At 76.4% G+C, this 21,018-nt stretch carries 15 protein-coding genes; 9 read left to right on the top strand and 6 right to left on the bottom strand.

Annotation, left to right across the window (positions count from 1 at the left end):
• Nucleotides 1-10 precede the first annotated feature (10 nt).
• Nucleotides 11-1,078 (bottom strand): ACR3 family arsenite efflux transporter, encoded by a 1,068-nt coding sequence (gene arsB, locus ACVMYR_RS24350; RefSeq protein ID WP_457122838.1) that lies wholly within the window; start codon nt 1,076-1,078, stop codon nt 11-13.
• Complete coding sequence (locus tag ACVMYR_RS24355; protein ID WP_457122839.1) at nt 1,075-1,476, bottom strand: ArsR/SmtB family transcription factor; 402 nt, start codon at nt 1,474-1,476, stop codon at nt 1,075-1,077. The genes arsB and ACVMYR_RS24355 overlap by 4 nt, the downstream gene beginning before the upstream one ends.
• Nucleotides 1,477-1,564: 88 nt before the next feature.
• On the opposite strand from ACVMYR_RS24355, the gene ACVMYR_RS24360 reads away from it, so the two are divergent.
• Both ACVMYR_RS24360 and ACVMYR_RS24365 read left to right on the top strand, forming a co-directional pair.
• Nucleotides 1,565-2,038: a GNAT family N-acetyltransferase gene (locus tag ACVMYR_RS24360; RefSeq protein WP_043968587.1), complete on the top strand. Its 474-nt coding sequence runs from the start codon at nt 1,565-1,567 to the stop codon at nt 2,036-2,038.
• 40 nt (nt 2,039-2,078) lie between these two features.
• Nucleotides 2,079-3,473 (top strand): FAD-dependent oxidoreductase, encoded by a 1,395-nt coding sequence (locus ACVMYR_RS24365; RefSeq protein ID WP_457122840.1) that lies wholly within the window; start codon nt 2,079-2,081, stop codon nt 3,471-3,473.
• A gap of 73 nt (nt 3,474-3,546) precedes the next feature.
• On the opposite strand, the gene ACVMYR_RS24370 is transcribed toward ACVMYR_RS24365, so the two are convergent.
• Nucleotides 3,547-4,416, bottom strand: a complete 870-nt coding sequence (locus ACVMYR_RS24370) for a hypothetical protein (RefSeq protein ID WP_457122841.1) — start codon at nt 4,414-4,416, stop codon at nt 3,547-3,549.
• Nucleotides 4,417-4,466: 50 nt separating this feature from the next.
• Nucleotides 4,467-4,943 carry a macro domain-containing protein gene (locus tag ACVMYR_RS24375; protein ID WP_431894977.1) on the bottom strand — a complete coding sequence of 159 codons (477 nt, stop codon included), beginning with the start codon at nt 4,941-4,943 and terminating at the stop codon, nt 4,467-4,469.
• A 77-nt stretch (nt 4,944-5,020) separates the two neighbouring features.
• Between ACVMYR_RS24375 and ACVMYR_RS24380 the strand changes: the two genes are divergently transcribed.
• The gene (locus tag ACVMYR_RS24380; RefSeq protein WP_457122842.1) at nt 5,021-5,437 is read left to right on the top strand and encodes a GNAT family N-acetyltransferase; all 417 of its coding nucleotides are present in this window, start codon (nt 5,021-5,023) and stop codon (nt 5,435-5,437) included.
• Between the two features lie 77 nt (nt 5,438-5,514).
• On the opposite strand, the gene ACVMYR_RS24385 is transcribed toward ACVMYR_RS24380, so the two are convergent.
• Nucleotides 5,515-5,769, bottom strand: coding sequence for a flavin reductase (locus ACVMYR_RS24385; RefSeq protein WP_074473215.1), 255 nt, complete (start codon nt 5,767-5,769; stop codon nt 5,515-5,517).
• Nucleotides 5,769-6,053: a hypothetical protein gene (locus ACVMYR_RS24390; RefSeq protein WP_228987005.1), complete on the bottom strand. Its 285-nt coding sequence runs from the start codon at nt 6,051-6,053 to the stop codon at nt 5,769-5,771. Before ACVMYR_RS24390 ends, ACVMYR_RS24385 begins: the two co-directional genes overlap by 1 nt.
• 325 nt (nt 6,054-6,378) lie before the next feature.
• Here ACVMYR_RS24390 and ACVMYR_RS24395 point away from each other — a divergent pair, with 325 nt between their 5' ends.
• The 6 genes from ACVMYR_RS24395 (at nt 6,379) to ACVMYR_RS24420 (ending at nt 21,017) form a co-directional block, all read left to right on the top strand.
• Nucleotides 6,379-7,146: a DUF5753 domain-containing protein gene (locus tag ACVMYR_RS24395; protein WP_091281519.1), complete on the top strand. Its 768-nt coding sequence runs from the start codon at nt 6,379-6,381 to the stop codon at nt 7,144-7,146.
• On the top strand, nt 7,143-7,337 hold the full coding sequence (locus tag ACVMYR_RS24400; RefSeq protein WP_457122843.1) for a DUF397 domain-containing protein: 195 nt from the start codon (nt 7,143-7,145) through the stop codon (nt 7,335-7,337). Before ACVMYR_RS24395 ends, ACVMYR_RS24400 begins: the two co-directional genes overlap by 4 nt.
• An 852-nt stretch (nt 7,338-8,189) precedes the next feature.
• Nucleotides 8,190-12,014, top strand: a complete 3,825-nt coding sequence (locus tag ACVMYR_RS24405; protein WP_457122844.1) for an AMP-binding protein — start codon at nt 8,190-8,192, stop codon at nt 12,012-12,014.
• A complete protein-coding gene (locus ACVMYR_RS24410; protein WP_457122845.1) occupies nt 12,011-15,163 on the top strand; it encodes a thioesterase domain-containing protein in 3,153 nt (1,050 codons plus the stop codon). The genes ACVMYR_RS24405 and ACVMYR_RS24410 overlap by 4 nt, the downstream gene beginning before the upstream one ends.
• On the top strand, nt 15,145-17,466 hold the full coding sequence (locus ACVMYR_RS24415; RefSeq protein ID WP_457122846.1) for a lantibiotic dehydratase: 2,322 nt from the start codon (nt 15,145-15,147) through the stop codon (nt 17,464-17,466). Before ACVMYR_RS24410 ends, ACVMYR_RS24415 begins: the two co-directional genes overlap by 19 nt.
• Complete coding sequence (locus ACVMYR_RS24420; RefSeq protein ID WP_457122847.1) at nt 17,463-21,017, top strand: amino acid adenylation domain-containing protein; 3,555 nt, start codon at nt 17,463-17,465, stop codon at nt 21,015-21,017. Before ACVMYR_RS24415 ends, ACVMYR_RS24420 begins: the two co-directional genes overlap by 4 nt.
• Nucleotide 21,018: the final 1 nt, after the last annotated feature.

Here is a 21,018-nt window from a genome sequence, read left to right on the forward strand (position 1 = left end):
TGTGACGGGGTCAGTGGGTGAAGCGCCGGCGCAGCCACAGCGAGACGTAGACCAGGCCGACGAGGACGGGCACCTCGATCAGCGGGCCGACGACCCCGGCGAGGGCCTGGCCGGAGGCGACGCCGAAGGTGCCGATGGCCACGGCGATGGCCAGCTCGAAGTTGTTGCCGGCGGCGGTGAAGGCGAGGGTGGTGGTGCGCGCGTAGCCGAGGCCGATCGCCCGGCCGAGCAGGTACGCCCCGGCCCACATGAGCGCGAAGTAGATCAGCAGCGGCACCGCGATGCGGGCCACGTCGAGCGGCCGGCCGGTGATCGCGTCGCCCTGCAACGCGAAGAGCACCACGATGGTGAACAGCAGCCCGTACAGGGCGGCGGGGCCGACCCGGGGCAGCAGGCGCGACTCGTACCACTCGCGGCCCCGGGCGCGTTCGCCGAGGCGGCGGGTGAGCCAGCCGGCGAGCAGCGGCACGCCGAGGAAGATGAGCACGTTGCGGGCGATGTCCCAGCCCGAGACCGCCAGCTCGGCGCCGGACAGGCCGAGCCAGCCGGGGAGCACGGCCAGGTAGAACCAGCCGAGCAGCCCGAAGGCGAGCACCTGGAACACCGAGTTCAGGGCGACCAGCACGGCGGCGGCCTCCCGGTCGCCGCAGGCGAGGTCGTTCCAGATGATCACCATGGCGATGCAGCGGGCCAGGCCGACGATGATCAGCCCGGTGCGGTAGGCGGGCTGGTCGGCCAGGAAGACCCAGGCGAGGGCGAACATCAGCGCGGGGCCGACGATCCAGTTGAGCGCCAGCGAGGAGACGAGGAGCCGGCGGTCGCCGGTGACCGTGTCGAGGCGGTCGTAGCGGACCTTGGCCAGCACCGGATACATCATGACCAGCAGGCCGAGGGCGATCGGCAGCGAGATGCCGCCGAGCTGCACCGCGTCGAGCGCCCGGTCCAGGCCCGGCACGGCCCGGCCGAGCAGCAGGCCGGCGGCCATGGCCAGGCCGATCCAGACGGGCAGGAACCGGTCGAGGCGGGACAGCCGGGCGACCACCGCGGTCTCGACGGCGTCGGTGTGGGGGGTGCTCACGCGCACTCCCGGGAGGTGCCGGTGGCCGGGGCGGCCCCGGCGGTGCCGGCGACCGGCTCGACGGTGAGCAGCGCGGCGAGCTGGCCCAGCACCGCCGGGCGGGCGCGGTACCAGACCCAGGTGCCGCGCCGCTCGGCGTCGACCAGGCCCGCCTCGCGCAGCACCCGCAGGTGGTGCGAGATCGTCGGCCCGGTCAGGTCGAAGGCGGGGGTGAGGTCGCACACGCAGATCTCGCCGCAGTCGGCGGAGGCGATCATCGACAGCAGTTGCAGCCGCACCGGGTCGCCCAGCGCCTTGAACGCCGGGGCGAGCGCCGCCGCCGTCCCGGTCGGCACCCGGCGCTGCGTGAGGGGCGCGCAGCAGAGCGCGGCGGTCAGGTCCGGCGCTTGTTTCGACATCGCTCTAGGTTGACAGACGTCTAATCAGCGTGCAAGCCTCTGGTTCGACGGATGTCGAGACAGGGAGGCTGCATTGCTGATCCGCGCCATGGTCGCCGCCGACGCCGCACCGGTCCTCGCCATCTACCAGGCCGGCCTCGACGGCGGCGACGCCAGCTTCGAGACCGTCGCCCCCACCTGGGAAGCGTTCGACGCGTCCCGGCTGGCCGCCCACCGCCTCGTCGCCGTCGACGACGCCGACACCGTGCTCGGCTGGGTCGCGGTGTCGCCCACCTCGACCCGCCCCGTCTACGCGGGCGTCGTCGAGCACTCCGTCTACGTCGACCCGGCGGCCCGGGGCAGAGGTGTCGCCCGGCTCCTGCTCGACGCGTTGATCACCGGCACCGAGGCCGCCGGGATCTGGACCATCCAGTCCGGGATCTTCCCGGAGAACGCCGCCAGCCTCGCCCTGCACGCGCGGGCCGGCTTCCGGACCGTCGGCGTACGGGAGCGGGTCGGCCGGCACCACGGCCGCTGGCGCGACGTGGTGCTGCTGGAACGCCGCAGCACCGTCGTCGGCTGACCGCCACATCCCGCTGATCCGACCCACCTGGAGGAAACCCGTGACCGTCCTCGACGACCTGCCCGTCGTGGTGATCGGCGCCGGCCCCGTCGGCCTCGCCGCCGCCGCGCACCTGCACGAGCGCGGCCTGCCCTGCACCGTCCTGGAGGCGGGGGACAGCGTCGGCGCGGCCGTGCGCCGGTGGGGGCACGTGCGCGCCTTCTCGCCCTGGCGCTACGACATCGACGACGCCGCCCGCCGGCTGCTCGCCGACAGCGGCTGGACCGCGCCCGATCCCGACGCGCTGCCCACCGGCGACGAGCTGGTCGACGCGTACCTGCGGCCCCTCGCGGAGCTGCCGCAGATCGCGCCGCAGGTGCGGCTGAGCGCCCGGGTGGTCGCGATCAGCCGGCTCGGCCTGGACCGGCTGCGCACCGCCGGCCGCGAGCAGACCCCGTTCCTCGTCCGGCTCGCCGACGGCGAGGAGCTGCTGGCCCGCGCCGTGATCGACGCCTCCGGCACCGGGGACACCCCGAACGTGCTCGGGGCCTCCGGCCTGCCCGCCCGGGGCGAGGCGGCAGCCGGGGCGTACCTGGACCATGCGTTGCCGGACGTGCTCGGCGCGGACCGCGACCGGTTCGCCGGCCGGCACACCCTCGTCGTCGGCGCCGGCCACTCCGCCGCCAACACGCTGCTCTCCCTCGCCGAGCTGGCGGCCGACGCGCCCGGCACGGAGGTGACCTGGGCGATCCGCGCGGCCTCGCCGACCCGCGCCTACGGCGGCGGCGACGCCGACGCGCTGCCCGCCCGGGGCGCCCTCGGTTCCCGGCTGCGCGCCCACGTCGAGGCGGGCCGGATCCGGCTGCTCACCGGCTTCTCCGTGCACGCCCTCGACCCGGCCGGCGACCGGGTCACCGTCACCGTGCGCCGCCCCGACGGCGGGCAGGAGTCGGTGACCGTCGACCGGATCGTCGCCGCCACCGGCTTCCGCCCCGACCACGGCATCGCCGCCGAGCTGCGCCTCGACCTCGACCCGGTGCTCGGCGCGACCCGGGCCCTGGCCCCGCTGATCGACCCCAACGAGCACTCCTGCGGCACCGTCCCGCCGCACGGCGTCGACGAGCTGAGCCACCCCGAGCCCGGCTACTACGCGGTCGGCATGAAGAGCTACGGGCGCGCGCCGACGTTCCTCATGGCCACCGGCTACGAGCAGGTCCGCTCGGTCGTCGCCGCCCTCGCCGGGGACTGGGCGGCGGCCCGCGACGTGCGGCTGGAACTGCCCGAGACCGGGGTGTGCAGCAGCGACCCGGCCGACTCCGTCGACGGGGAGAACTGCTGCGGCCCCGCCCCGCAGCCGCCCGCCCGGGGACTGGCCACCGGCCTGGCCGGCGGGCTGCTCACGGTGCTGCCACCGGCCACCGTGGACTCCGGCGCGGGCGGGTGCTGCGCCGGCTGACCCGGCGCCGCCGGGGCGCGGCGACGGCCCGTGCCCCGGCGGCGGTCGGCGTGCCCCGGCAGCGGCCCCCGGCTCAGGGGACCGGCGCGACGGGGCGCACCGGCGTCTCCCCGAGCAGGCCGCCGTCGTGCACGGTCCCCGCCAGCTCCCGCTCCCGGTAGGCGGTGGCGAGGACGATCCAGCTCAGGAAGCTGCCGTAGCCGCCGCAGAGCGACGCGCCGCCGTCGCCGCCGCACAGGACCGCCGGATCGGTGGTCAGTTCGGCGCGGTACGGGTCGTCGCCGATGACCAGGCCGAACAGGTTCGGCTCCTGGATGAGCGGCACCGTGCCGTAGGGCAGGCCCTCGGGATAGCCGTCGCCCCACCGGAACAGGGTGGTGGCCCCGGCCCCGCAGGCGTACTCCCACTCGTCGGGGGTCGGCGGTCGCAGGCCGAGGCGGTCGAGCCCGGCAACCAGCCACGCGTGGCCGTCGTCCTCGTCGTCGCCCTCGGGACCGTCGTCGCCCTCGGTGCCGTCGTCGCCCTCGGGGTCGTCATCGTCGTCGGTGGGCAGCAGCGTGTCGGCCTCCACGGAGCGGACCGCGACGAGGCGGGCCGGCAGGGACACGCGACGCGGCGGCGAGGTCACCTCGGCCAGGAAACGGTCGAGCGGCTCGGTGAGGGCCCACTCCGTGCTGGCCTCGGCGAAGTCGGCGCGCATCCGGGCGTCGGGAACGAAGCGGTCGGGGTCGTGGCCGAGCTGTGCGGTGCCGCCCGGCACGAGGGCGAAGCTGACGCCGTCACGGTCGAAGAAGGCGACCCGGCCGCCCCGGCCGGCGTACGCGTGCGGCCCGATGCCGGTCAGGCGTGTTCCGGTGCTCCGCGCGATGGCGGCGGCGGTGCGGGCTGCGGCATCGTCGGACAGACCCGACCAGGCGGACAACGTGAGATCGGCATGCGACACGGGGGCATTATGTCTGCGGGCCCTGACATGTCCGGACCGGCGGCCACCGGTCAGTCGTGGTCGTAGACGGTGGTGGCGATGTCGCGGTCGCACAGGGCCGCGACGACGAGCGGCTCGATGCGCTCCCACCGGCCGCCGGCCAGGCCACAGCCGATGCGCGGCAGGTGGACGCCGGCGGACAGCCGCGTGGCGTGCGCGGCGACGGCGTCGAGGCAGCGCTCGACGGCGTCGTACCGGATCGGGGGCCCGTTGCTGCCGGTGCGGATGCCGCGCTGGGCGACCATGTTGGCCACCCAGGTGTCGGGCCGGACCTGGACCAACTGGGTCGCGCCGAGGCCGAAGTCGTTGCCGGAGCGCTCGCGGTGCCACCGCCGGTAGGCGCGCTCGGGCTCCGGCCACCGGCGGGACACGGCCAGGACGAAACCCTTGCCCCACCCGCCGATGTCGTTGCACACGTGGGCGATGATCTTCGGCCCCCTGGCCTGCGGGCTGGTCGCGTCGCCCCTGATGATCTGCAGTGGTGCCACCCGGTGATGCTCCCACCGGCGCTGGCTGCCGTCGACTTCGTTATCCACAGACAACGACCGGGGAGAGGACACAGGCCGTGCTGCGCATCCGGCAGTTCCGGTGGAGCGACTACGACGCCGTCGCGGCGGTGTGGACCGCGGCCGGCCGCGACGTCGTGCCCCGGGCCGAGCTGGCCGCCAAGCTCACCCGGGACCCCGAGCTGTTCCTCGTCGGCGAGGCGCACGGCGACGTGGTGGCCGTGGTGCTGGGCACCTACGACGGGCGGCGCGGCTGGATCCTCCGGCTCGCCGTCCACCCCGCTCACCGGCGTCGGGGCATCGCCAGCCGGCTGGTGGCCGAACTGGAGCGGCGCTTCGCGGCGCTGGGCTGCCCGAGGGTGAACCTGCTGGTCATGCCGGACAACGCGGCAGGGCTGCGGTTCTGGCAGGCGCTCGGCTACCTGCCGATGCCCGACGTGCTGTGCACCAAGCCGATGCCGCCCGCCCCGCGCTGACCGCCCGCCCGGCTCACCCGGCGCGGGGCCCGTCCCGGGCCGGTGCCGGGGGAGTGGACCGGCCCGGGACGGGGGGATCAGGAGGGTGGTCGCGGCGCGCGTACCCAGGACAGGAAGCGGTTGGTGAGGTCGCCGGGCGGGCTCGCCGGGTTCAGCGCCGTCAGGTGCGCCGTCGCCTCCTGCATGAGCAGCGCCAGGTAGAACAGCAGGGCGGTGCGGTCGCCCCGGTACTCGACGAGCAGCGACAGCCGCGCCGGACCGCACGGCCACGGTGCCCCGCAGCGACGACACCGCCAGACGGGGCGCATCGGCAGGTGCGGGCCGCCCGACATCAGCGGTACCGCAGCGCGGTCGCCCGCGCCTCCTCGTCGGTCATCGGCAGGAACCACAGGAACCGCCGCACGATCTGCGGCGGCGTCGGGCCCTCCGGCCGGCCCCGCAGGTCGCGGATCGCCGGGCGCAGGAAGAGCGTGAAACTCGCCAGCAGTACGCCGCGCAGGTGATCGTCCAGCGGCAGGCCGCGCCACGCGGCGCAGGGGAACGGCTCGCCGTCGGCCTCGCACCGCCAGGTGGGCCCGGCCGCGCAGTGCCGCTCCAGCGCGGGCGCGGGCCTCACCAGCGGCCTCCGTCTCTCCGCCGGTGCCCGATCGGGGTACGCGGACGCATCGGTGTCGCCGTGCGCGAGGCGGGTCGCCCGGTCACGTGCTCGTCGGTGGGACATGGCTCTCCCTCGGTGCGTGTCGGCAGTGGAGCAGTGGAGAGGGGGCCGCCCGCCCGACTGGTGCGGAAGGACCGGGACGGCCCCCTCGGCGAACACGGGTCGAGACGTCTGTCGACCGACCCGCGCCGCCCCGACACCAGCTTGCTGAGGGTTGTGAGACGAATACACCCTGTAGCAGGATGGAGTTGAGGTGCGCGGGACAATCCAGAAAGGAAGCCGGATGAACCACGCGGTTATCGAGGCGATGGCGACTGCCGGTCTGACTGCCGAAGCCCTTGCAGCTCAGGTTGAGGTGGACCCGAAGACGGCAGGGCGGTGGGCAAATCCTGGACATATCCCGCAGTCCCGCCACCGGGCAAAGGTTGCCGCCCTGCTCGGCCGAGAAGTCTCGGAGTTGTGGCCTGAGGTCGGCAGGCGGCGCGAGCCGGCGTGGTTCCGGCGGTGGGCCGACGTCGAGCGCGAGGCGCTCTCGCTGCGATGGTTCGAGCTGGCCTGGGTCCCGGGCCTACTTCAGACCGAGGCATACGCGCGAGCCACCCTCGCGGGCGAGGCGTTGTCCAGTGGCGAGGTCGACCGACTCGTTGCCGCTCGTCTGGCCCGGCAGGCGGTCCTGCGCCGCGACCCACCCATGCTGCTGGTCGCGGTCATCGATGAGATGGTGCTCAGGCGCACGGCTGGTGGGGACCGGTCCATGATGCGCGAGCAGTGCGAGCACCTGGCGGACTGCGCGACCCTGCCGTTCGTGCAGGTCCATGTCGTTCCTGCGGACGTGGGCATGTATGCCGGGCTCGGCGGGCCGTTCATTCTCGCCGAACTGGACGGCGGCGCGCGCCTCCTGCACGTGGATGGTCAGGCCCACGCGCAGATCCTCGAACAGGCGGCTGACCTTGTTACGCTGGATCGGCGGTGGGCTCGTATCTGTGGTGATGCCCTGCCGCGGGCGCAATCCCTAGAACTCATCAGGAAAGCGGCGGCATCATGGACATGAGCCAGGCTCGGTGGCGCAAGAGCACGAGGAGCGGCAACAACGGCGGTGCGTGTGTCGAGGTCGCCGGCAACCTGCCTGGTGTCGTTCTCGTCCGGGACACGAAGGACCGCGACGGCGGGACGCTGACCTTCGCGCCGGACGCCTGGACCGGGTTCGTGAGCCTCGCCAAGCGGATCGGCCCCGTCGGCTGACCAAGCCGCCCCGGCCCGTGCGCGAGTCCACCACGACGTGACCTGAGGGCCGACCAGAACGTGCTCACCACCGTTAAGGCGACGCCGCTGGCGATGGGCGTTGGCAGATCTTGGTAGGTTTCGGCCCCTCTGGGGGCCGTTTCGTACCAAGATCTGTCGATCTCGTTCAGGTGCCTCGTGTTTGTGGCGGGGTGGGGCGGACGAGTGATCGCGTGAGCCCCGGCCCGGTCGGGCTCGCCGCATGTGGCTCGCCCGGGTGGCGCGGGTCGTCTGGTGGCGTGGGGCGAGCGTTTGGTGGCCGGTTGCGGTGGAATCGCGTCGGCGTGTCGTGTCGCGGAGGCGGCCAGGGTCCCGGGCGAAGGTCTCCTTGGTGCCCCGACGGGCGGGGGTCGGCGGGCTGGCTGACGAGCGAACGTGCGCGATCTGGCTGACGCGCAGGGCGTGGGAAGCGGGTGCGGGGCGGCCGACGCGGGGCGCGGCGGGGTCCGTCGGGGCCCCGTTTCGGCGTACGATGGTCGGGGTCCGGCCCGCCCGGTGCCGCCCTTCCTGAGCTGCCGTTAAGGATCGCCCACATAGGAAAAACGCCGGTCACCAGGCGCTTTGGCCGCAAGATTACTTGCCGGTATACCTCTAGGCCGAAACTCATGTGCGCGCTAGGGGGATGATCGGGTGAATCTTGCCGGCCGTCCCGGGTCGCGTCCGTCGGCTGTTCGGTCCGACTCTGATCGATGATCTTGCCGCCCAGGCATCGAGTCCTATGCTGCATCCATTGTGAAGTCCTGGGGGGGATCGTGATCACGATGCTTGGATGCTGCGCGCCCGTCGGCGTGGCGACGACCCGCGCCCACTGACATGGAAATATACAACGTCGTCCATCGTTTCGCTGACCGTTCGGCCATCTTCGCCGACCGGCCGGCCCTGCTCGGCGACGGCCAGCCGGTCAGCTACGCGGCCCTCGCCGCCTCGGCGGGCGGTCACGCCGCGCTGCTCGCCGCCGCCGGGGTCGGCCCCGGCGACCGGGTCGCCCTGCTGATCCCGCACGGCGCGCCCACCGTCGCCGCGATCCTCGGCACGCTCGCCGCCGGGGCCGCGTACGTGCCGCTGGACCCGGGCTTCCCCGCCGACCGGCTGCGCCACATGCTCGCCGCCGCGCGGGTGCGCGCCGTCCTGGCCGCCGCCGAGCACCGGGACCTCGCCGACCGGGTCGCCGCAGGCCACCGGGGACCGGCTGACCTGCTCGGCGCCGAGCGCCAGTCCGGACCCGACCACCGGGGACCGGCCGACCTGCCCGGCGCCGAGCGCCAGTCCGGACCCGACCACCGGGGACCGGCCGACCTGCCCGGCGCCGAGCGCCAGTCCGGACCCGACCACCGGGAACCAGCCGACCTGCCCGGCACCGCCGTGTCGGCCAGCGTCGTGCTGACCACCGACGCGGTCACCCCCGCGCCGCTGCGCCCCGTGCCGGTCGACCCCGACGCCCTCGCGTACGTGCTGTTCACCTCCGGCTCGACCGGGCTGCCGAAGGCCGTCGGGCAGACCCACCGCAACCTCGCCCACGTCGTCGACAACCAGATCGCCACCCTCGGCGTCGGCCCCGACGACCGGCTCAGCCTGCTCGCCTCGTTCAGCTTCGACGCGGCCATCCCCGACCTGTACCCGGCGCTGCTCACCGGCGCCGCCGTCGTCCCCGTCGACCTGCGCCGGCACGGGCTGGCCCACGCCGTCGAACAGCTCGAGAAGCACCGGGTCACCGTCTACCACTCCACCCCGACCGTCTACCGGTTCCTGCTCGACGCCCTCGGCGACCGGCGGCTGGACAGCGTCCGGGCGGTGCTGCTCGGCGGCGAGCAGGCCACCCACGCCGACGTCGCCCGGGGCCGGGACCGGTTCGCCCCGGGCTGCGTGCTGGTCAACGGGTACGGCGCGACGGAGATGACGTTCGCCGCCCGGCACGCGCTGCCGCTGGCCGACGCCGACCCGGCGGCCACCGGCCCGCTGCCGATCGGCACCGCGCTGCCCGGCTACGAGCTGCACCTGGCCCCTGCCGGGACCGCCGAAACCACCACCGCTGAAACCACCGATGCAGCTCAGGACGACGCTACCGGGGAGATTGTCGTGCGGGGGCGGCACGTCGCGCCCGGCTACCTCGACCGCACCGACGACCGGTTCAGTCGCGACGCCGACGGCGTGTGGTCGTACCGGACCGGGGACCTCGGGGCGCGGCTGCCCGGCGGCGACCTCGTCTGCCTCGGCCGGCTCGACCGGCAGGTCAAGGTGCGGGGCTTCCGCGTCGAGCTGACCGAGATCGAGGCCGTGCTCGCCGCCGAGCCGGGCGTCGGCGCGGTCCGGGCGATCGCCCGCGGCGGCGAGCTGCTCGCGTACGCCCGACCGGCCGGCGAGGGCCTCGACCCGGCGGCCCTGCGCGCCGCCCTCGCCCGGCGGCTGCCGGACTACGCCCTGCCCCGGGCCGTCGTCGTGGTCGACGAGTTCCCGCTCACCGTCACCGGCAAGGTCGACGAGCGGGCGCTGCCCGACCCGGTCGCCGAAGCCACCACCGGCAGCGAGGCGGCCGACCAGGAGCCGGCCACCGCCACCGAGCGGGCCGTGCACGACATCTGGTGCGCGGTGCTGGGCCGCGAGACGGTCGCCCGCACCGCCGGCTTCTTCGACGTCGGCGGCCAGTCGCTGCTGCTCGGCGTCGTCCAGCAGCGGCTCGCCGCCCGGTTCGGGGTGCGGCTGCCCCTGCTGCGGCTGTTCGAGAACCCGACGATCGAGGCGCAGGCCCGCCTGGTCGACGCGCCGGCCGCGCCCGGCCACGCGCCCGTCGGGCCGGCGCCGGCCGCGCCCGCCACGGCCGCCCGCGAGTACACCGGCGACGAGATCGTCGTCGTCGGGCTCGCCGGCCGCTTCCCCGGCGCGGCCGACCCCGCCACCTTCTGGTGGAACCTCTGCGCCGGCGTCGACGCCATCCACGACCACACCGACGAGGAGCTGGCCGCGCTGGGCATCGGCCCCCGGCTGCTCGCCGACCCCCGGCACGTGCGGGCCGCCGGCCGGCTCGACGACGTGGCCGACTTCGACGCCGACTTCTTCGCCTTCGGCGCGCAGGAGGCCGCCCGCACCGACCCGCAGCACCGGCTGTTCCTGGAGACGGCGTGGGAGGCCCTGGAGGACGCCGGGCACGACCCGTCCCGGTTCCCCGGCCTGGTCGGCGTCTACGCCGCCACCTCCGCCAACCGGTACTTCCTGTTCCACCTCCTGGACAACCCGGCGGTGGTCGGCGACGTCGACCCCGACGACTGGGAGGCCCGGCTGGTCGGCCGGCAGTTCACCGACCACCTGCCCGGCCAGGTCGCCTACCGCCTCGGACTGACCGGGCCGGCGCTGGCCGTGCAGAGCGCCTGCTCCAGCTCGCTGGTCGCGGTCTGCGTCGCCGCCCAGAGCCTCGCCGACTACCAGTGCGACATCGCCCTGGCCGGCGGCGTCAACGTGACCTGGCCCCGCTACCGGCACGCCCCCGGCGGCATGGCGTCCCCGGACGGGCGGTGCCGCGCCTTCGACGAGTCCGCCAACGGTTCCGGCTTCGGCTCCGGCGTCGGCGTCGTCGCGCTGCGCCGGCTCGCCGACGCGCAGGCCGACGGGGACCGGATCTACGCGGTGCTGCCCGGCTGGGCGGTCACCAACGACGGCGCGGACCGCGCCGGCTTCGCCGTCCCCGGCCCGTCGGGGCAGGCCGCCGCCGTGGCCGGCGCGCTCGCCGCCGCCGAGGTCGCCCCCGGCGAGGTACGCCTCATCGAGGCGCACGGCAGCGGCACCCCGCTCGGCGACGCCCTGGAGGTCGCCGCCCTGCACGAGGTGTACGGGGGCGCCGCGCCCGCCGAGAGCTGCGCGCTCGGCTCGGTGAAGACCAACATCGGCCACCTCGACGCCGCCGCCGGCATCGCCGGTCTGATCAAGGCGGTGCTCGCCGTCCAGCACGGGGTCATCCCGCCGAACCTGCACTTCACCCGCCCGCACCCCGAGATCGACCTGGCCGGCGGCCCGTTCTACGTGCCGACGAAGGCCCGGGACTGGCCGCAGGTCGCCCGCCGGGTCGCCGGGGTCAGCTCGTTCGGGCTCGGCGGCACCAACGCCCACGTCGTCGTCGAGCAGCCGCCCCCGGTCGAGCCGCTCGACGCCGGGGACGCCGCCGCCCCGGAAGCCGCCGCGGGGGAGGATGCCGACGCCCCCGACGCGGTCGTGCACCTGCTGCCGGTGTCGGCGCGTACCCCCGTGGCGTTGCGGGCGGCGTTGCGCCGGCTGCGGCAGCACCTGGCCGGGGCGTCCCCGGCGCTGGCCGAGGTCGCCGCCACGCTCGCGCTGGGCCGTAGGGAGTTCGGCTGCCGGGCGGCAGTCGTCGCCACCGACCTCGCCGCCGCCCTCGCCGGCCTGGACGAGCTGCTCGACGCCGCCGGCCCGGAGGAGCTGCTCGCCGCCGCCGAGCTGCCCGCCGCCGACGCCCGCGTCGCCGGCCCGGACGGCGCGCTGCGGGAGCTGGCCCTCGACTGGGTCGCCGGCCGCGACGTCGACTGGGCGGCCCTGCACCCCGAGGGCGGCGTGCGGCGCACCGGGCTGCCCACGTACCCCTTCCAACGTCAGCGGCACTGGATCGACCCCCCTCAGAAAGGTGCGCGGTGAACTGGTTCGTCTCCGCCGGAAGCCGACCCCAGGCGCCGGTGCGGTTGTTCTGCCTGCCCTACGCCGGGGCCGGGGCCAGCGCGTTCCGCGAGTGGCAGCGGGCCTTCGGCGCGGACGTCGAGGTGCTGCCGGTGCAGCTGCCCGGGCGGGAGAACCGGATCAGCGAGGACCCGAACTTCACCGTCGCCGACGTCGCCGCCGCGATCGCCGGCCGGGCCGACCGCCCGTACGCGATCTACGGCCACTCGATGGGCGGGCGGGTCGGCTTCGAGGTGGTCCGCGAGCTGCGCCGCACCGGCGGGCCGCTGCCGCTGCGGCTCTACGTCGGCGGGGCCCGCGCCCCGCACGTCGACGACGCGAGCCTGTTCGACGGGCTGTCCACGGTGGACGACGAGGAGCTGCTGCGCCGCCTCGGCGACGGCGGCGGGCTGCCGCCGGAGGTGCTGGCCCACCCCGAGCTGGTGGAGCTGCTGCTGCCGCTGCTGCGCGCCGACTTCAGCCGGGTCGACAGCTACCGGTACGTCCCGGGCGAGCCGCTGCCGGTGCCGGTCGTCGCGTTCACCGGCCGGGCCGACCGGGCCGTCAGCCACGCGCAGAGCGCCGCCTGGGAGCGGCACACCGCTGCCGGGTTCACCCTGCACGAGATCGACGGCGGGCACTTCTTCCTGCAGGACCGCCTGCCCGAGCTGGTCGCCGCGATCCGCGCCGACCTCACCGACGCCCTGCGGGGCGCCGCCGCCGTCCGGGTCGCCGGCGCACACGGGACCGTGCCGGCCCCGGACGGCCCGGCGGAGCAGACGGCGATCGACCCGACGGGGGACGGGGCCGGCGAGGCCGGCGCGCACCGGGTGCCGCTGGGCGACACCGGCTGGTCGGTGTGGCGCGACGCCATCCTGCGTACCACCGGATTTCCCGCCGACGGGCTCACCGCGCTCTCCGCGCCGCAGGCCGCCGCCGCGGCCGACGACCTCCTCGCCACCGGCGAGGGCGCGGAACGGTTCGACAAGGAGTTCGCCGAGGCGCTCACCGCCGCCGCCGGCCGGCTCAACGAGCTGGCCGCCGACCCGCTGCTGCGCGAGGCCGTCACCTGGCAGAACCGCAACGCCCTGCTCGCCCTCGACGGGCTGGCCCGCGCCGGCGCCGACGCGCCCCGCAACGTTCGCCGCCGCGACCGCGAGCGGGCCCTGCTGAAGTACTGGCAGCGCTACTGCGGCAAGAACGAGACCGTCGGCTTCTTCGGCCCGAGCTGCTGGGTCACCCTCGACCCCGGGCAGGCCGACACCGCCCGGGTGCGCCCCGGGCCGGCCCTGACCCGGCGGCGCTGGGTGTGGTTCGAGTCGTGGGCGCTGTCCGCGTACGCCGACACCGTCGGGGCGGACCTGGCCGTGCGGCAGTGGTGGCCGCCGCTGCTCCAGCCGCACCTGAGCCTGCGCGACCGGTCGGTGCTGCGCCCCGGCCGCCCGCCGGTGACCCTCACCCCCGTGGAGGCGGCCCTGCTCGCCGCCGCCGACGGCCACCGCAGCGCCCGCGACCTGGTCGCCGACCCGGCGATCGGGCTGCGCCGCCCCGACGACGGGTACGCCCTGCTCGACCGCCTCGTCGAGCGGGAACTGATCACCTGGGACGCCAACCTGCCCGTCGCCCCCGACGCCGAGGCGGCCCTGGCCGCCCGCATCGACGCCATCGGCGACGAGCCGGCCCGGCTCGCGGCCCGCGCCGGCCTCGACCGGCTGCGCGCCGCCCGCGACGAGGTGGCCGACGCCGCCGGCGACCCCGACCGGCTGCGCGCCGCCCTCGACCGGCTCGACGCCACGTTCACCGAGCTGACCGGCCAGCCGGCCCGCCGCCGCGCCGGCCAGATGTACGCCGGGCGCACCCTCTGCTACGAGGACACCGCCCGCGACCTCGACGTGAGCTTCGGCGCGCCGCTGCTGGCCGACCTCGCCGCCCCGCTCGCCGTGCTGCTGCGGGCCGCCCGGTGGCTGGCCGGCGAGCTGGAGCAGGAGTACGGGGCGACGTTCCGCGAGCTGTACGAGGAGCTGCGCGCCGACGCCGGCGACGCCCCCGTGTCCCTGGCCGACCTGTGGTTCCTCGTGCAGGGCCTGTTCTGGGGCACCGGCGAGCGGCCCGTCGACGCCGTCGCCGCCGAGTTCGCCGCCCGCTGGGCGGGACTGTTCGGCCTCGCCGACCTGCCCGACGGCGCGACCGAGGTGCGGCTGGCCGTGGCCGACCTGGTCGACCGGGTCGCGCAGGTGTTCCCCGACCGCCCCAGCGACTGGACCAGCGGCCGGCTGCACAGCCCCGACCTGCAGCTCTGCGCCGCCGACGCCGACGCCCTCGCCCGGGGCGACTACACCGTCGTGCTCGGCGAACTGCACGCCGCGTGGCCGTCGTTCGACTGCCAGGTGTTCACCCCGTCGCACCCGGACGTGGCGCGGCTGCGCGCGGCGCTCGCCGCCGACCTCGGCGAGCACCGGATCCGGCTGCTGTTCCCCGCCGACTGGCCCCGGCGCACCAGCCGCACCGCCGAGGCGCTGACCGGCCCCACCGACCGGCAGCTCGCGTTTCTGCCCGCCCCCGGCGTCGACCCCGACCGGGTGCTGCCCACCGTCGACCTCACCGTCACCGACGAGGACGGCCGGCTCGTCGTCACCGCCCGCGACGGGGCGCGCTGGCCGCTGACCGAGGTGTTCGCCGGGCTGCTCAGCGCCCACGCCGTGGACGGGTTCAAGCTGGTCGCCGCCGCTCCGTACACGCCCCGGATCACCCTGGACCGGCTGGTGGTGGCCCGGCAGACGTGGCGTACCACGGCGGCCGAGAGCGGCCTGGCCGACGTCACCACCGAGCGGGACCGGTTCCTCGCCGTGCGCCGCTGGCGGCGCGACCTCGGCCTGCCCGAGCGGGTCTACGTCAAGCTCGGCACCGAGACCAAGCCCTGCTTCGTCGACCTGTCCAGCCCCGCGTACGCCGCCATGTTCGCCGCGATGGTGCGGGCCGCCCGCACCGACGGCGGCGACGCCGTGTCGCTGACCGTCAGCGAGATGCTGCCGACACCCGACGACGCGTGGGTGCCCGACGCCGCCGGCCGCCGCTACTTCAGCGAGCTGCGGCTGCACATCGTCGACGACCAGTGGCGGGCCGCGGAGTGAGCCACCTGCTGCCACTGGGCGACACCGGCTGGTCGGTGTGGCGGGACGTGCTGCTGCGTACCGCCGGGTTCCCCGCCGCCGGCCTCGACCTGCTCGCCGCGCCCGAGGCCGCCGCGGCGGCCGACGCCCTGCTGGCCGGCGAGGTCGCCACCGACGGGTACGACAAGGAGCTGGCCGCCGCCCTGGCCCGCTCCTCCGACGTGCTCGCCGGGATCTGCGCCGACCCGGCCGTGCGCGAGGCGGTCACCTGGCAGAACCCGGAGATGCTCGTCGCCCTCGACGGGCTGCTGCGCACCGACCCGGCCGTGCGCAACAAGCCCCGCCGCAAGCGGGAGATCGCGGTGCTGCGCTACTGGCAGCGCTACTGCGGCAAGGCCGAGACCATCGGCTTCTTCGGGCCGGTCTGCTGGGGCACCCTCGACCCGGACAGCCCGCACACCCGGCTCGCCCCGGGCACCGGGCTGGTCGGCCGCCGCGAGGTGCACCTGGAGGCGTGGGCGCTCGCCGCGTACGCCGACCGGCTCGCCGCCGACCCGGCGGTGCGCCGCTGGTGGGCCCCGGTGCTCCCGCCCCACCTGCGGCTCGACGGCCGCCGGTTGTGCCCGCCGCTGGCCCCGGCGGTGGAGCTGACCGCCGTGGAGGCCCGGCTGCTCGCCGGCTGCGACGGCCGCACCCCGGCCCGGGAGGTCGTGGCGCGGCTGTGCGAAGACGGCGACGCCGGCCTGCGCCGCGCCGACGACGGCTACCTGCTGCTCGACCGGCTCGTCGAGCGGGGCCTGCTGACCTGGGACGCCGGCCTGCCCAACAACCCGCAGGCGGTGCGGGTGCTCGCGGCGCGGATCGCTGCCGTCGGCGACCCTGAGCTGCGCGCCGACCTGACCGCCGGCCTCGACCGGCTCACCGCCGCCCGCGACGCCGTGGCCGCCGCCGGCGACCCGGATCGGCTCGCCGCCGCCCTCGCCGCCCTCAACGCCGCGTTCACCGCCGCCACCGGGGAGTCGGCGACCCGGCACGGCGGGCAGATGTACACGGGCCGCACCGTCGTCTACGAGGAGACGACGCGGGACCTGGAGGTCGCCGTCGGGTCGGCCGTCCTCGACGCCCTCGCCGCGCCCCTGGCGATCGTGCTGCGGGCCGCCCGCTGGCTCACCGCCGAGATCGGCGCGGCCTGCGAGCGGGTCCTCGGCGAGCTGCACGCCGAGCTGGCCGCCGACGGGCCGGTGCGGCTGGCCGACATGTGGTCCCTCGCGCAGGGGCTCATCCTCGCCCCGGACGGCCCCGTCGCCGTGGCCAGCGCCGGGTTCACCGCCCGCTGGGCGGAGCTGTTCGGGCTCGCCGACGTCGCCGCCGACCAGCCGGAGCTGCGGCTGCGCAGCGCCGACCTGGCCGGGCGGGCCGCGGCGCTGTTCCCCGCCACCGCGCCGGGCTGGCCCACCGCCCGCGTGCACAGCCCCGACGTGCAGGTCGCCGCGGCCGGCGTCGACGCGCTCAACCGGGGCGAGTTCCAGCTCGTCCTGGGCGAGCTGCACCCGGCGACCACGCCGTTCGACAGCGCCGTGTTCGCCCCGTTCCACCCCGACCCGGCCGCGCTGCGCGCCGCCGTGGACGCCGACCTGGGGCCGGCCCGGCTGCGGCTGCTGCCGCCGGCCGGGTTCCCCCGGCAGACCACCCGCACCACCTGGCACCTGCGGGGCCCGGCCGACCGGCAGGTCGGCATCGACACGGCCCGGGGCGCGGACGTCGCCGACCTCGTCGCCGCGAGCGCCGTACGGGTGGAGTCCGTCGCCGGCCGGCTCGTCGCGGTGCTGCCCGACGGGGCCCGCTGGCCGCTGGTCGAGGTGTTCGCCAACCTCCTCGGCGCGCTGCTGCTGGACAGCTTCAAGCTGCTCGCCCCCGCGCCGACGACGCCCCGGATCACCATCGACCGGCTGGTGGTGGCCCGGCGCACCTGGCGCACCACCGTCGCCGACAGCGGCCTGGCCGGGGCCACCGGGGAGTCCGCGCGCTTCCTCGCGGTGCGCCGTTGGCGGGCCCGCCTCGGCCTGCCCGAGCGGGTCTTCGTGAAGGTCGGCACCGAGGTCAAGCCCTGCTACGTCGACCTCACCGGCCCGCTGTACGCCCAGTCCCTGTGCGCCATGGCCGACGCCGCCGCCCGGACCGACCCGGCCGTCACGCTCACCGTCAGCGAGCTGCTGCCGGCCCCCGCCGACGCCTGGGTGACCGACGCCGCCGGGCGCGGCTACGTCAGCGAGCTGCGCCTGCAGATCACCGATCCAGCCACCTACCGGGGGGAACACGGGTGACCGACATCCTGTCCATCAGCGCGGCGCACGGCGAGCCGCTGCCGTGGCCCGACGCGACGCTGGCCGAGCTGGTCGCCGCGCAGGCCGCGCGGACCCCGGGCGCGGTGGCGGTGCGCCAGTGGGACGAGCGGCTCACCTACCGGGAGCTGGTCGGCCGGGCCGCCGGGGTGGCCGCCGCGCTGCGCGAGCGCGGCGTGGGCCGGCACAGCCGGGTCGGGGTGTGCGGGCACCGCCGCCCGGACCTGGTGGTCACCGTCCTCGGCGTGCTGCTCGCCGGCGCGTGCTACGTGCCGCTGGAGCCCGGCGGCCCCCGCCGCCGGCTGCGGGAGATCGCCGCCGACGCCGGGGTGCGCGTCGTCGTCGGCGACGCCGCCGAGGCCGAGTTCGGGGACGTTTCCGGCGTGACGGCGCTCGGGCTGCCCGGACCCGCGCCGCTGGCCCCCTGCCCGGCCCGGCCCGGCGACCCCGCGTACGTGCTGTTCACCTCCGGCTCCACCGGCCGGCCCAAGGGCGTGCTCACCACCCACCGCAACGTCGTCGAGTTCGTCACCGGCTGCGCGGCCCTGACCGGCGCCGACGCGTCGGTGCGCAGCCTCGGCATCGCCTCCCTCGGCTTCGACGCCGCCACCATGGACCTGTTCGTGCCGCTGCTGCTCGGCGGCACGGTGCAGCTCATCGGGGCCGACGACCGGTCCGACCCGGCGCGGCTGGCCCGGTTCGTCGCCGCCCACGAGGTCAACTGGGGCTTCATCACCCCGACCGTGCTGTCCATGCTGGACCCGGCAGAGCTGCCCGGCTGGCGCACCGTGCTCTGCGGCGGCGAGGCCGTGCCCGCCGAGCTGGCCGCCCGCTGGGCCCCCGGCCGGCGCTTCGTCAACGGCTACGGCCCCACCGAGACCACCGTGCTGGCCGTCACCGCCGAGCTGACCGCCACCGAGACCGACCCCGTGCCGATCGGCCGGCCGCTGCCCAACCACCGGGCGTACGTCGTCGACGCCGACCTGCGCCCCGTGCCGCCCGGCGAGACCGGCGAGCTGCTGATCGGCGGCCCCGGCCTGGCCGACGGCTACCTCAACCGGCCCGGCCTGACCGCCGACCGGTTCGTGCCCGACCCGTTCTCCGGCCTGCCCGGCGAGCGGCTGTACCGCACCGGCGACCTGGTCACCCAGGCCCCCGACGGGCGGATCGTCTATCTCGGCCGCGCCGACCGGCAGGTGAAGATCCGGGGGCAGCGCATCGAGCTGGGCGAGGTCGAGGCCGTCCTCGCCGGGCTGCCCGGCGTCGACCGGGTCGTGGCGGAGGCCGTCGACGCCCCCGCCGGGGCCGAGCTGGTCGCGTTCCTCACCCCCGCCGACGCCCCAGACGACGCGGCGGTGCGCGCGTACGCCGAGCCGAGGCTGACCGCCGCGATGCGCCCCGCCCGGGTGCTGCGCCTGGCGGAGCTGCCGGTCAGCCCGACCACGGGGAAGCTGGACCGGCCGGCGCTGCGGGCCCTGGCTGCCGCCGCCCCCCCCGCGCCCGGGGCCGCCGACGCCGACGGGCCGGCCGACGCCGACCCGGTGGCCCGGGCGGTGGCCCGGGTGTGGGCGCGGCTGCTCGGCGCGGCCCCCGGCCCCGACACCGACTTCCTCGCCGCCGGCGGCAACTCCATCGCCGCGATGCGGCTGGTCGCGGCGCTGCGCGCCGAGCTGGGCCGCGCCGTGGACGCCCGGGACGTGTTCGCCGGCCGCACCCTCGCCGGCCTGGTGCAGCGGATCACCGCCGCCGCGCCCGCCGCCGCCGACGGGCTGACCACCGGCAACCCGCCGACGCTGTCGCCGCCGCAGCGGCGGCTGTGGTTCGTCGACCAGCTCGCGCCCAGCAGCGCGCCCTACAACATCGCGGTGGCCCACCGGCTGCGCGGCGAGCTGGACGTGCCGGCCCTCGGTGCGGCCCTGCGGGCGGTGGCCGAACGGCACGACGTGCTGCGCTGGCGCATCCCGCAGACCGCCGGGGTGCCGTACGCGGTCTGCGCGGAACCCACCGACGTGGCGGTGCCCGTGGTGGACCTGACTGGCGGCGGCGACCCCGCCGCGGAGCTGGCCCGGATGCTCGCCGACGGGGCGGCCCACGCGTTCGACCTGGCCACCGGCCCGCCCTGGCAGGTGACCGTCTACCGGCTCGGCCCGGCCGAGCACGTGCTCGCCGTCACCTGGCACCACGCCGTGTTCGACGGCTGGTCCGAGGCGGTGTTCTACGCCGACCTCGCCGCCGCGTACGCCCGTGCGGTGGCCGGCGACGACCCGGCGCTGCCCGCCCCGGCGGCCCGGTACGCCGACTACGCCGTGTGGCGGGCCGAGCGGGACCGCCGCCGGGGCGCCGACGACCTCGCCTGGTGGTCCGCGCACCTGGCCGGCGCGCCGACGGTGCTGGAGCTGCCCCGCGACCGCCCCCGCCCCGCGGTGCAGACGTACGCCGGGGTGGAGGCCGCCGTCACGTTCTCCGCCGAGGCCGACCGGGCGGTGCGGACGCTGGCCGAGCGGCGCTCGACGACCGTGGCGGCGGTGCTGCTGGCCGGGTTCGGCGAGCTGCTGAGCCGGCTCACCGGCAGCGACGACCACGTCGTCGGCGCGATCGTCGCCGACCGGCGGCTGGCCGCGTTCGACGACGTCGTCGGGTTCTTCATCGACACCGTCCCGGTGCGGGTCCGCACCGCCGGGGCGAGCTTCGCCGAGCTGGTCGACCGGTGCGCCGCCGAGCTGCACGACGCCACCGCCCACCCCGGCGCGCCGCTGGAGCGGATCGTGGAGGCCCTCGGCGTGGGCCGGGACACCTCCCGCGCCCCGCTGGTGCAGGTGCTGTTCAACGTGCTCAACTTCGCCGAGCCCCGGCTCGCGCTGGCCGGGCTGGCCGCCGAGCCGGTGTCGGTGCCCAAGCCGGGCTCCCCGTTCGACCTCACCGTCTACGTGGTGGAGCGGGCGCCTGCCGGAACGAACAGGGCGGACGGGCCGGGGCGGCTCGGCGTCGAGGTGGTGTTCAACCCCGACCTGTTCGACGCCGACCGCGTCGCGGCGATGCTGGCCGACCTGGCCGCCCTCGTCGGCGCGCTGGCCGCCGCGCCGCAGTCCCCGGCCGGGGAGGTGGCCGCCGAGCTGCCCCGCCCGACGGTGCGCACCGCCGGGCTCGGCGCGATGACCGTCGCCGCGTCCGCCGAGCCCGCCCGGCCGGTGGCGCTGCCGGCGGGGCCCGACGCCCTCACCGACACCGAGGAGCTGGTCGCCGGCATCTGGCGGGAGGTCCTCGGCCGCGACCGCGTCGGCGTGACCGACAACTTCTTCGACATCGGCGGGCACTCGCTCGCCCTGGCCGCCGTGCACGCCCGGCTGACCGCCGCCACCGGCCGGTCGATCGCGATGCTCGACCTGTTCCGCCACCCCACCGTCCGGGCCCTCGCCGCGCATCTCGACGGCGCGGCCGACCGGCCGGAGCTGGCCCGCGCCGCGCTGCGGGCCGCCGCCCGCCGCAGCCGCGCCCGACGTATCCCTCCCCGCCGCCCCGGCGGCACCGCATGAA

The organism is Micromonospora sp. PTRAS2, assembly GCF_054052245.1.

Excerpts from the sequence above, each read along its gene's own strand:
- ACVMYR_RS24355 (WP_457122839.1), bottom strand. The coding sequence starts at position 1,476 with ATGTCGAAACAAGCGCCGGACCTGACCGCCGCGCTCTGCTGCGCGCCC.
- ACVMYR_RS24360 (WP_043968587.1), top strand. The coding sequence starts at position 1,565 with ATGGTCGCCGCCGACGCCGCACCGGTCCTCGCCATCTACCAGGCCGGC.
- ACVMYR_RS24385 (WP_074473215.1), bottom strand. The coding sequence starts at position 5,769 with ATGTCGGGCGGCCCGCACCTGCCGATGCGCCCCGTCTGGCGGTGTCGT.
- ACVMYR_RS24395 (WP_091281519.1), top strand. The coding sequence starts at position 6,379 with ATGAACCACGCGGTTATCGAGGCGATGGCGACTGCCGGTCTGACTGCC.
- ACVMYR_RS24400 (WP_457122843.1), top strand. The coding sequence starts at position 7,143 with ATGAGCCAGGCTCGGTGGCGCAAGAGCACGAGGAGCGGCAACAACGGC.
- ACVMYR_RS24405 (WP_457122844.1), top strand. The coding sequence starts at position 8,190 with ATGGAAATATACAACGTCGTCCATCGTTTCGCTGACCGTTCGGCCATC.